Here is an 11,896-nt window from a genome sequence, read left to right as displayed (position 1 = left end):
GATCAGGGCTCCGCCGACCCCCAGGCCCCCGTTTCAGACCACAGACTTACAACCCTGAGAGGGATTGACGCATAGTGCTCGACGTCAACTTCTTCGACGAGCTCCGGATCGGTCTGGCCACCGCTGACGACATCCGTCAGTGGAGCCACGGCGAGGTCAAGAAGCCCGAGACGATCAACTACCGCACGCTCAAGCCGGAAAAGGACGGACTCTTCTGCGAGAAGATCTTCGGTCCGACCCGGGACTGGGAGTGCTACTGCGGCAAGTACAAGCGTGTCCGCTTCAAGGGCATCATCTGTGAGCGCTGTGGCGTCGAGGTCACTCGCGCCAAGGTGCGCCGTGAGCGGATGGGCCACATCGAGCTGGCCGCTCCCGTCACCCACATCTGGTACTTCAAGGGCGTTCCGTCGCGCCTCGGATACCTGCTCGACCTCGCTCCGAAGGACCTGGAGAAGGTCATCTACTTCGCGGCGTACATGATCACGTACGTCGACGAGGAGCGCCGCACCCGCGACCTGCCCTCCCTGGAGGCGCACGTCTCCGTGGAGCGCCAGCAGGTCGAGAACCGTCGCGACGCCGACCTGGAAGCCCGCGCCAAGAAGCTCGAGACCGACCTGGCCGAGCTGGAGGCCGAGGGCGCCAAGGCCGACGTGCGCCGCAAGGTGCGCGAGGGTGCCGAGCGTGAGATGAAGCAGCTGCGCGATCGTGCGCAGCGCGAGATCGACCGCCTGGACGAGGTCTGGACCCGCTTCAAGAACCTCAAGGTCCAGGACCTGGAGGGCGACGAGCTCCTCTACCGCGAGCTGCGTGACCGCTTCGGCACGTATTTCGACGGTTCGATGGGTGCCGCGGCGCTGCAGAAGCGCCTGGAGTCCTTCGACCTGGAGGAGGAGGCCGAGCGCCTCCGCGAGATCATCCGTACCGGCAAGGGCCAGAAGAAGACCCGTGCGCTCAAGCGCCTCAAGGTCGTCTCCGCGTTCCTGCAGACCAGCAACAGCCCCAAGGGCATGGTGCTCGACTGCGTGCCGGTCATCCCGCCGGACCTCCGTCCGATGGTGCAGCTGGACGGTGGCCGCTTCGCGACCTCCGACCTGAACGACCTGTACCGCCGTGTGATCAACCGCAACAACCGCCTGAAGCGCCTTCTCGACCTCGGTGCGCCCGAGATCATCGTGAACAACGAGAAGCGCATGCTCCAGGAGGCCGTGGACGCCCTCTTCGACAACGGTCGTCGTGGTCGCCCGGTGACCGGCCCCGGCAACCGCCCGCTGAAGTCCCTGAGCGACATGCTCAAGGGCAAGCAGGGTCGTTTCCGTCAGAACCTTCTCGGCAAGCGTGTGGACTACTCCGCGCGTTCCGTGATCGTCGTCGGTCCCCAGCTGAAGCTGCACCAGTGCGGTCTGCCCAAGGCCATGGCGCTGGAGCTCTTCAAGCCGTTCGTGATGAAGCGCCTGGTCGACCTGAACCACGCGCAGAACATCAAGAGCGCCAAGCGCATGGTCGAGCGCGGCCGTACGGTCGTGTACGACGTCCTGGAAGAGGTCATCGCCGAGCACCCGGTTCTGCTGAACCGTGCGCCGACGCTGCACCGCCTCGGCATCCAGGCCTTCGAGCCGCAGCTGGTCGAGGGCAAGGCCATCCAGATCCACCCGCTCGTCTGCACCGCGTTCAACGCGGACTTCGACGGTGACCAGATGGCCGTCCACCTGCCGCTCTCCGCGGAGGCGCAGGCCGAGGCCCGCATCCTGATGCTGTCCTCGAACAACATCCTCAAGCCCGCCGACGGCCGTCCGGTGACGATGCCGACCCAGGACATGGTCCTCGGTCTGTTCTTCCTCACCACCGACGGTGAACTGCGTGACACCAAGGGCGAGGGCCGGTCCTTCGGCTCCACGGCCGAGGCGATCATGGCGTTCGACGCCGGTGAGCTGGCGCTCCAGTCGAGCGTGGACATCCGCTTCCCGGTGGGCACCATCCCGCCGCGCGGCTGGACCCCGCCGGCGCAGGAGGAGGGCGACCCCGAGTGGCAGCTCGGTGACACCTTCCGTCTGAACACCACGCTGGGCCGCGCGCTCTTCAACGAGCTGCTGCCCGAGGACTACCCGTTCGTCGACTACTCGGTGGGCAAGAAGCAGCTCTCCGAGATCGTCAACGACCTGGCCGAGCGCTACCCCAAGGTCATCGTGGCGGCGACGCTCGACAACCTGAAGGCGTCCGGCTTCTTCTGGGCGACCCGTTCCGGTGTCACCGTGGCCATCTCCGACGTCGTCGTTCCCGAGGCGAAGAAGGAGATCGTCAAGGGCTACGAGGCGCAGGACGAGAAGGTCCAGAAGCAGTACGAGCGCGGTCTGATCACCAAGGAAGAGCGCACGCAGGAGCTCATCGCGATCTGGACCAAGGCGACCAACGAGGTCGCCGAGGCGATGAACGCGAACTTCCCCAAGACGAACCCCATCTTCATGATGGTTGACTCGGGTGCCCGAGGAAACATGATGCAGATGCGGCAGATCGCCGGTATGCGTGGTCTGGTGTCGAACGCGAAGAACGAGACCATCCCGCGTCCGATCAAGGCCTCGTTCCGTGAGGGCCTGTCCGTCCTCGAGTACTTCATCTCCACGCACGGTGCCCGTAAGGGTCTCGCCGACACCGCCCTGCGTACCGCCGACTCGGGTTACCTGACCCGTCGTCTGGTGGACGTCTCGCAGGACGTGATCATCCGCGAGGAGGACTGCGGCACCGACCGCGGCCTCAAGCTGGCGATCGCCGAGGTCGGCGCGGACGGTGTGCTGCGCAAGACGGAGAACGTCGAGACGTCGGTCTACGCCCGTGCGCTGGCCGAGGACATCGTCGTCGACGGTGTGGTGCTGGCCCCGGCCAACACCGACCTCGGTGACGTCCTCATCGAGGACCTCGTGTCCCGCGGTGTCTCCGAGGTCAAGACCCGCTCGGTCCTGACCTGCGAGTCCGCCGTCGGCACCTGCGCCATGTGCTACGGCCGCTCGCTGGCCACCGGCAAGCTGGTCGACATCGGTGAGGCGGTCGGCATCATCGCCGCCCAGTCCATCGGTGAGCCCGGCACCCAGCTGACGATGCGTACCTTCCACACCGGTGGTGTGGCCGGTGACGACATCACGCAGGGTCTGCCGCGTGTCGTCGAGCTCTTCGAGGCCCGTACGCCGAAGGGTGTCGCCCCGATCTCCGAGGCGAGCGGTCGCGTTCGCATCGAGGAGACCGAGAAGACGAAGAAGATCGTCATCACGCCGGACGACGGCAGCGACGAGACGGCGTTCCCGATCTCGAAGCGCGCCCGTCTGCTGGTGAGCGAGGGCGAGCACGTCGAGGTGGGCCAGAAGCTCACCGTGGGTGCCACCAACCCGCACGACGTGCTGCGCATCCTGGGTCAGCGTGCCGTCCAGGTCCACCTGGTCGGCGAGGTCCAGAAGGTGTACAACTCGCAGGGCGTGTCGATCCACGACAAGCACATCGAGATCATCATCCGGCAGATGCTCCGCCGCGTGACGATCATCGAGTCCGGCGACGCCGAGCTGCTGCCCGGCGAGCTCGTCGAGCGCTCGAAGTTCGAGGTCGAGAACCGTCGTGTGGTCCAGGAGGGCGGTCACCCGGCCTCCGGTCGTCCGCAGCTCATGGGTATCACCAAGGCCTCGCTGGCCACGGAGTCCTGGCTGTCGGCGGCGTCCTTCCAGGAGACGACGCGAGTTCTCACGGACGCGGCGATCAACGCCAAGTCCGACTCGCTCATCGGCCTCAAGGAGAACGTCATCATCGGTAAGCTCATCCCGGCCGGTACGGGTCTGTCCCGTTACCGCAACATCCGGGTGGAGCCGACCGAGGAGGCCAAGGCCGCGATGTACTCGGCCGTCGGCTACGACGACATCGACTACTCGCCGTTCGGCACCGGCTCCGGCCAGGCCGTTCCGCTGGAGGACTACGACTACGGTCCGTACAACCAGTAAGCGAGCCGCTTGAGTCGAAGGGCGGCCACCCCGTTTCGTACGGGGTGGCCGCCCTTCGGCGTTTTCCGGTGCCTGACGCGATCTGTCCTGGAATGCGGGTTCGGCGCATCATGGAGGGAGCTCGGGGGGTGGGGAGGACAGCTCTCATGTCGAATCCGTCGTGGCAACCCTGGCAGGGTGCCCCTCAGCCCTGGCATCCCTGGCCGCCCCACGGAGCGCCCGCGTACGGTCCGCCGGCCATGCTCGCCTCCGACGCCGACCGGGAGCGGGCCGTGGACGTGCTCAGAGCGGGGTACGGGGAGGGGCGGCTGCAGAAGCCGGAGTTCGACCGGCGGGTCGAGCGCGTCTACGCGGCCCGGACCGTCGGGGAGCTGGCGCTGCTGGTCGGTGATCTGCCCCAGGGACCTCTGGCGCAGCCTCTCGCGGTGCCCCGGACGTTCCTGCCGCCTCCCCGGCCGCGGACCAACGGGAAGGCCGTCGGGGCCGTGATCTGCGGGGTGCTGTGTCTGCCGACCTTCGGCCTGGCCGGGATTCCCGCGGTCGTGCTCGGCCAGACCGCGCGCTCGGAGATCCAGCGCACGGGGGAGGGCGGCGACGGGCTGGCGCTGCTCGGGCTGGTCCTGGGATGGATGTCGATCACGTTCTGGACGCTGGTCCTGACGCTGATGTTCGCGGCGGCCGTCAGCTGAGGTGAGCGCGGTGGGCGCCGGCGGGCGGTCTCCGTCCGGGGAGGCCGCCCTTCACGGGCGCGGGCTCAGTACGGGCGCTGCGGCTGGAGGTAGGGCTGGAGGTGGTGCAGCCGGGTGTGGTGGTCCGGGTGCGAGGAGAGCAGGCGGCTCAGGGCGCTCTCCTCGACGGGGACGCCGCCGTTGCGGGCGGTGACCTCGGCCCGCGCGTGCTGTTCCTGCCGGTGCAGCTTGTCCAGGACGGCGGCCAGCATCGGGGCGAAGCCGAGGGCCGCGGCGTGCTCGTCCGCGCGGAGTTCGGAACGGCGGCCCACGGCGGCGAGGGCGTACGGCACCCCGAGGATCAGCAGCGGAAGCCCGTACAGCGTGCTGACCGTCGCGGCGGCCAGGCCGCCGACGAGCAGCACGACGAAGGCCACGCCGAGGCAGCCGAAGGCCTTCGAGACGTGGAAGGCGATGGTGGAGACCACCTTGAGCACCCGCCAGGCGACCCGGCCCGGTAGTGCGTACCAGTAGCCGAGGAGACCGGACCAGGCGTGGCCGCCGACGTGGTGGCCCAGCTCATGGGCCATGACGGCGGCCAGCTCGCCGTTGGGGAGCTGGTTCATGGCGAAGCGGGTGACGCCGACGATGTGCCCGGCCGCGGCGACCGCGTTGAGGCCGTCGCTGTCCTCGACCCACAGTTCGTAGGCGCGGCCCTCGACCCCGGCGCGGGCCGTCACCTCGCGCCAGACCGGTTCGAGTTTGGCTCGTTCTTGCGGCGTGGGGTGGCGCAACCGGAGCAGATGGCGCGCGAGAGCGCTTTCGGTGGGGCGGTGGAAGACGAGTGCGCCGCTGGCGATCCAGAGCAGGACCACCACGATGCCGAAGTCGCCGAAGAACGCGGCGAACAGGCCGACGACGAAGAGGCTGCACAGGAAGTTCGGCAGGTGGAGCAGGAGACTGCCGACGGCCGTGGCGTCCGTGCGGCGCTGCTGGTGGGAGAGGTGGATCCGGCGGGCGTCGGTGCTGATGTGGTGGGGATGGGCCGGGTCGGTGGGCGCGGGCGGGACCTCGGCCTGGCGGGGGGCGGGCACGGGCACGGGCGCGGCGGGCTGGGCGTACGGGGGAGAGGGCGCTATCGGGGCGGTGGGCTGGGGGTACGGGGGAGCGGGCTGGTGGGGGTACGAGGGAGCGGGTTGGTGGGGGTACTGGGGTGGCGCTGCCTGTTGCTGTCCCGGGTACTGCGGAGGGAACTGCTGCTGGGGATACGGCGGCGACGGCTCCGGGTAGGCGGGCGGCTGCTGCGGGGGGTGCTGGGACGGTTGGCCGGGGTAGGGCGGCGGCTGGGTCATGTCGGGTCCTTCACGGGAGCGGAGGCCGGTCGGCGGGTGTCAGCCGAGCAGCAGTGAGGCGGGGAGCAGGACCGTGCCGGCGCAGAAGGCGATCAGGCCGGTCCGGATCCACTGGTGTTTGCGTACGGCGATCCGGCTCATCTCGGTGAGCGCGGAGGTCAGTGCGGTGACGGGCGCCCGCCGGGTCTCCGTCAGCGCCGCCTCCAACTGCCCGTGGCGGACGGCCTCCTGGATGTCTCCGAAGTAGGAGAGCGGACGGCCGGGGGTCCAGTGCGGGGAGCGGAAACGGGGCAGCACCGCGAGCAGCAGGGCGAACAGCGACAGGACGAGCGTCGCCGCCCCGGTCCACCACAGCGCGGCGCCCAGGGCGGACAGGGCGGACGGCGTCCAGCCCCGGCCGGCCAGCAGCCCGCTGAGGACACCGGCGGTCGTCCCGAGCGCGGCGACCAGCACGGACGCCTTGGCGTCGGCCCGGGCGACCTCGGTACGGAGGTCGGCCAGGAGGCGTTCGCAGAGCGGGACGAGGGCGTCGGGGGCCGTGAGCGCGGAGGGCGGGTCGAGCGTCGTCATGGGCCACTCGCCTCCGAGCCGGCCTCGGGGTCGGTGGCGCTGTCCGCCACGTCCGTGCCGGGCAGGGTCGGGGTACGCCCGTAGCCGGGCGGGGGCTGCCAGGGCGAGGCGCCCGGCGTCGGCGCCTGGGGACCCGGGGCGGCCGGTGTCGGCGGCCGGGAGTCCTGGTAGGGCGCGGGCACGCCGGGATACGGGGCCTGTGCGCCCGGCGGCGGTGCGTGCGGCGTGGGGGGCTGCCAGAGGGGGGTCTCCTGGGCCTGGGTGCCGTAGGGGCCGTAGGAGGGGCCGGGGCCTCCGGCGGGATAGGGCTGGCCGGGGCCGGGGCCGGGGCCGGGGGTGGGGGTGGAGTACGGCTGGGCCGGTGCTCCGTCGCCGGGGGTGGGGTACGGCCGGCCTGTCGGGTCGAGGGGACCGGTGTGGGGCTGGGCCGGCGCCCCGGCGGTTCCGGTGTGCGGCCCGCCCGGCACTCCGCTGGACGTGGTGAACGGTTGGCCCGGCGGGTTGGCCGTCCTGGCGTAGGGCTGTGCCGCCGCCCCGCCGACTCCGGTGTGCGGCTGGGTCGCTGCTCTGTCGGGCTCGGCGTGTGGCTGGGCCGGTGCTCTGCCGCTGGGGGCGGCATACGGCTGGCCGGGGCCGGGGCCGGGGGTGGAGTACGGCTGGGCCGGTGCTCCGTCGCCGGGGGTGGGGTACGGCCGGCCTGTCGGGTCGAAGGGACCGGTGTGGGGCTGGGCCGCCGCTCCGCCCACTCCGGGGTGAGGCTGGGCCGGTGTTCCGACGGGGGCGGTGGGAGTCTGGCCCGGCGTTCCGGTCGGTCCTGGGTGGGGATGGCCTGGCGTTCCGGTCGGTCCGGGGTACGGCTGGGCAGGCATCCCGTTCGGGGTGGGGTAGGGGCGGCTCGGGGTTCCGAACGGCGCGGGGTGGGGCTGGGCCGGCATCCCGTAGGGGTTCGGTATGTCGGTGGGGGTGGGGTGCGGGGTGCCCGGGGTGTGGGTCGGCTCGGGGGGCCGGGATCCGGGGAGCACCTGGCCCTGGACGGTCGGGGGTGCCGGCCGGTCGGGGGACTGGTCCGGGAGCGGGGTGCCGTCCGCTTCCGGGAGGGACTGCTGGGGCACTCCGGGCATGCGCTGGTTGAGGATGTCGTGGACCGTGCGCAGGGCCAGTTGCTTGGGACCCTCCAGCTCCCAGTTCTCCGCCGCCTCGCCGCCCAGGAGCTCTTTCACCAGGCCCATCTGGGACTGGATCATGCGGAGCTGGTCGTCCCGCATGCTCTGCATGACCATGCGGGAGTCCTCGGGGTGCTGGGCGAGGTGGAGCGCCCAGCCGTGGACGCCGCCCTGCTGGAGGTGCCACTGGTAGAAGGCGATCTTCTCGGCCTCGATCTGCTGGAGCTCCAGCATCTGGCGGCCCTGGAGCATCGCCTGCTCGTGCTGCCAGCGCTGCTGCTGGAGGAGGAGGGCCTGCTGCTGGGCGCCGTAGGCCATGGCCCGGTCCAGCTGGAGCGCGTCCTGTCCGCGCCCGCGGAGGTCCGCCTCGGCGTCGACGTCCATGCCGCGCCGCGCCACCCGGATCTGCTCCTCGGCGGAGTGGTCGATGGCCTGGAGCCTGCGCTGGTGGTCGATGTTCTCCTGGTCGCGGCGCAGCCGTACGGTCCAGGTGACCTGGAGGCCCGCCGGGGCGCCGAGCGGACCCAGCAGGTTCATCGCCTCCAGCATCTCCCGCTCGGCGGCGGCGCTGTCGCCGATCGCGAACCGCCGGGTCACCGGACGGGCCGCCTGCTGGAGCTCGCCGAGGAGCAGCGCGGGGACGTCCCGGTGGCCGGAGGCCACGAACCGGGCCGGGTCCACCACCTGCCAGGACAGGTCCACCTGCGCCGTGAACTCGAACGCGTCGTTGTCGCTGGGCAGCGGCAGCTCGCAGGTGTGCGGGTGCACGCCCATGTCCACCTCGTACACGGCCGTGTACCGGTTGGTGGCGATGTCGCCGCGGGTCGGCCGGCGCGGCGGCAGATAGGGCTCGTAGCCGCCCTTCGCCGTGGCGAAGACCAGGGCGTGGTCGATACGGACGTACGACCTGAGGTTGAACTCGAAGCGCGACAGCTGACGCACGGTGAGGACCGGGTCGATCAGCTCGGTGTGCCGGTCGGCGTTCTGCTGCCACTCGGGCTGGCGGAAGGTGGGCATGCGGCGTGTCTCCTCGGTGGGACCCGGTGGTACGGACCCGGTGCGGGTCAGCGGTCGGGCAGCGTGGTCAGCAGGCGGGCCGCGACCGGCGGCGGCGGGGCCCCGTCCTCGCCGGGCATGGTCCGCAGCAGATGGCTCAGCCGCTGCTGGTCGGTGGACGTGGTGACGAGGGCGGGCAGGAGGGCGGCCAGCGCCCACTCCACGGCGGTGGACCGGCCGGCGGCCAGCACCCAGCCGTGGAGCACGTCGAGCGCGTCCCGGGTGGTGCGCGGGTCGGCGAGCGCGGTCCGCCACAGGAACGGCACCCCCTGGGCCGCCGGGCCGCCCTCGGTCGCGGCCCGGGCGTACCAGCCGAGGACGAGCGGGGCGCCGTGGGGCTCGTCGTCCTCCGTGCGGGCGCAGGCGGAGACGAAGCCCCCGAGGGTGAGGTCGCGGACCGCCCGGTCGTCGTCGACGTGGTCGCGCAGTCCGGTGAGGACCTGGTCGCTCGCCGAGGACAGCAGCAGCAGGCCGACGGACTGGGCGAGTTCGACGACCAGTTCCTCGTCCGTGCTGTCGGGCGCGTCGGCGTAGAGCCGTCGTACGGCGCCGCGCAGCGCGGCCAGGGCCTGCGCCGGGCGTTCCGGACCGAGCAGGCCGTACGCCCGCACCGCCACCCAGCGCAGCCGTGGGTCGTCGCCCGAGCACCAGTCGTCGAGGATGCGCGGGATGTTGGGGGTGGCGATGAAGTGGGCCAGGGTGAGCGCGTTGACGGCCACGAGCCGGTGCCTGAACCGCTTGGACATGCCCCAGGGCTGGATGACCAGCGCCATCGCCGACGGCAGGTCGGTACGGGCCAGCACGGCCGCGGTGGACGCGGCGCGGGTGCGCACCAGGGGGCGGCCGTCGTCGGCGAGGCGGCGCAGCCAGCGGATCAGGGCGGGGCGCGCGGAGGGGTGGCCCGTCCAGACCTCGCGCAGCAGCACCGCGGAGGCGCGCTCGTCGAGGAACTCGGCCTTCTTCTGGGTCACCGGCCCCCACTCCGTGTGCTCCTCCGCCAGATAGGCCTTCGCCCGGGCGACCTGGAGGCGCTTGCGGACATGGGTGCCGAAGACGGGAACCTCGGGGACACGGGCCGGGTTCTCGGTCTCCTGGAGGAACCGGTAGAGCAGGTCGCTCAGTTCGGCGGTCAGGGGATAGGGGCCGCCGTCGAACGCGGCGAGGGCGACGAGGAAGGCCTTGTCGCGCAGGTGCAGGGAGGTCTCGTCCTCCGCGAACCACTCCTGGACCTGGTGCTCCAGCGCCACGCCCGAGAAGTCGGTCACCGCCTGCTCGTCCGTCTCGCCCCGCGCGTACCGGGCGAGCAGCTCGGCGAAGCGGACGGCCTCGCGGGGCTGGTGGCTGCGGCCGAGGAAGTCCCCGACCTGCGGGCGGGCGAGCAGCGCGCCGGCGGTCGCGGGGTCGGTGAGGGTGCGCAGCCGGGCGGTGAGGACGTCGGCCGCCGCCGGGGGCGGCCACTCCTCGGGGGTGACGTCCTCGACGGGCGTGGTGGGCCCCACGGTGACGACGAGATAGGCGTCCCGCGCGGCGAGCCGGTCGCGGACGGCCAGCAGATGGTGCTCGCGCAGCGGGTTGTCGCGGCGGGCGGTGAGGTCGTACAGGACGTATCCGCAGGCGCGGGGCGGGTCCTCGGCCCGGTCGCCGGTGTCGTCCGCCGTCGTCCCCGCGGTGTCGGCCGGCAACCCGTCGGCCAGTTCCCCCGGGCGCGTGTCGCGGTCCAGGACGCGGACGGGGGAGGCGCCGAGCCGGTGCAGCAGCATCAGGGCCGCCGTGCGCCTGCCGGTGAAACGGCCGCCGGAGAGCACCAGCACCCGTTCCCGCCGCAGCCGCTCCACGAGGCGGGCCATCAGGTGCTCGTCGGCGGCGAAGTGCGCGGCGAGTTCCTCCAGGGTGGCGCCCGGGATCTCCCCGGAGGCCCCGGCCGCGGGGGAGGCCGACGCCGGGAAGTTGAGGTGGAAGACCTCCGTCCGGCTGCCCAGGAAGACGTCACCGGTGAAGTTCCCGCCGCTGATGCCGCCGGACTGGGTGCCCCCGTGCAGCCCGCCGTTGAAGGCGGCCCGGGCGCCCACGTTCATGATCCGCGGGCTGTGGTCGACCAGGTCGCGCCGGGCCGACCAGGCGCTCTGCGGCTGGTCGAGCTCCTCCGGCCGCTCCTCCGCCGCGGGCCGCGCGCCGTCACCGGCCTCCGCGTCCCCGCCGGGCTGCGGCGGTACGGCGTTCGCGGCGGCCGGGCGTTCGGGGGCGGGTGCCTCCGGTGTGCTCACGCGCCCTCACCCCGCTCGGGGCCGCCCAGGGTGACGTTGCCGTGGAAGTTCCCGCCGCTGATGCCGCCGGACTGGGAGCCGCCGAACACCCCGCCGTTGACGGTGCCCCCGTGCACGTCGACGGCGGAGCCGGGCGCCGCGGCTCCCCTGTGTCCGTCCGGCGCCCGGCCGCCCTCGCGGGAGCCGCCCTGTTCGGGCACCCGCGGCGCCGGGCGGTCCCCCGATCCGCCCGGCGCCTCCCCCGTTCCACGGTGGTCCTGGCCGGTCGCCGCCGCGGGCACCGGTCCGTGCAGCCACGCCGTCAGCGGGCCGTTCTTGCTGTCCACGGTGATCGCGTGGAACCCGGCGGCGGGGATCCCCGGGTGGTCGTGCCGTACGACCCCGGCGTACAGCGGGTCCGAGACGCACAGCGCGAAGTCGTCGGCGCGCTCGCGCAGGGCGGCGCGCAGGATGTCGGCGTCCAGCAGACGGCAGGCGTGGTTCAGGTCCGAGCCGACCCAGCCGTCGTGCTCGTCCACGGCGACGTAACCGGTGGCGACGACCGCCCGCAGCCGGATCTGCGCCGACCGGGAGGCCATCCGGTTGACCGCCCCGAGCTGGACCGGCACCTCGCGGAGCAGGGCCCGCAGCAGAGCGGTGACCGGCTGGTTCGCGTCGATCAGCTCCATGACCGAGTCGCCGCGGTCGGCCCGCAGCCGGAGCGTCTCGTCGATGCCGGCGCTGCGCAGCGTGCGGTCGGTGATGTCGTAGAGCATGCGCCGCAGGTAGGCCTGTTCCACGTCGTCCCGGTCGCTGTACCTCTCGATGTCCACCAGCAGGATCGTCCGGGTCACGGGGTCGCTCATGGTC

Annotated in this window: 7 protein-coding genes; 2 read left to right on the top strand and 5 right to left on the bottom strand. The window is 72.0% G+C overall.

All coding sequences use genetic code 11. From position 1 onward, the window contains the following. The first annotated feature begins 74 nt into the window (after window positions 1–74). Together ACIPSE_RS04165 and ACIPSE_RS04160 are read left to right on the top strand one after the other, a co-directional pair. Complete coding sequence (locus tag ACIPSE_RS04165) at window positions 75–3,974, top strand: DNA-directed RNA polymerase subunit beta' (protein ID WP_401657157.1); 3,900 nt, start codon at window positions 75–77, stop codon at window positions 3,972–3,974. 146 nt (window positions 3,975–4,120) lie between these two features. Further along, complete coding sequence (locus ACIPSE_RS04160; protein WP_401657155.1) at window positions 4,121–4,663, top strand: DUF1707 and DUF4190 domain-containing protein; 543 nt, start codon at window positions 4,121–4,123, stop codon at window positions 4,661–4,663. Between the two features lie 65 nt (window positions 4,664–4,728). Here the strand turns inward: ACIPSE_RS04160 and ACIPSE_RS04155 are convergent, their stop codons facing one another. Genes ACIPSE_RS04155 through ACIPSE_RS04135 form a run of 5 tightly spaced genes read right to left on the bottom strand, consistent with a single transcriptional unit; the run spans window position 4,729 to window position 11,892 of the window. Beyond that, on the bottom strand, window positions 4,729–5,994 hold the full coding sequence (locus tag ACIPSE_RS04155) for a M48 family metalloprotease (protein WP_401657153.1): 1,266 nt from the start codon (window positions 5,992–5,994) through the stop codon (window positions 4,729–4,731). Window positions 5,995–6,033: 39 nt separating this feature from the next. Continuing rightward, the gene (locus ACIPSE_RS04150) at window positions 6,034–6,564 is read right to left on the bottom strand and encodes a Pycsar system effector family protein (protein ID WP_401657151.1); all 531 of its coding nucleotides are present in this window, start codon (window positions 6,562–6,564) and stop codon (window positions 6,034–6,036) included. Beyond that, on the bottom strand, window positions 6,561–8,744 hold the full coding sequence (locus ACIPSE_RS04145) for a hypothetical protein (protein WP_401657150.1): 2,184 nt from the start codon (window positions 8,742–8,744) through the stop codon (window positions 6,561–6,563). The genes ACIPSE_RS04150 and ACIPSE_RS04145 overlap by 4 nt, the downstream gene beginning before the upstream one ends. A 47-nt stretch (window positions 8,745–8,791) precedes the next feature. Beyond that, on the bottom strand, window positions 8,792–11,047 hold the full coding sequence (locus ACIPSE_RS04140) for a hypothetical protein (protein ID WP_401657148.1): 2,256 nt from the start codon (window positions 11,045–11,047) through the stop codon (window positions 8,792–8,794). Next, window positions 11,044–11,892 (bottom strand): hypothetical protein, encoded by an 849-nt coding sequence (locus ACIPSE_RS04135; RefSeq protein ID WP_401657146.1) that lies wholly within the window; start codon window positions 11,890–11,892, stop codon window positions 11,044–11,046. Before ACIPSE_RS04135 ends, ACIPSE_RS04140 begins: the two co-directional genes overlap by 4 nt. Window positions 11,893–11,896: the final 4 nt, after the last annotated feature.

It is taken from the genome of Streptomyces sp. NPDC090106, assembly GCF_044747265.1.
In the GTDB taxonomy this organism is placed as follows: Bacteria; Actinomycetota; Actinomycetes; order Streptomycetales; family Streptomycetaceae; genus Streptomyces.
Note: the sequence above shows the minus strand (reverse complement) of the source record. Positions and strands in the feature narration are given on the sequence as shown.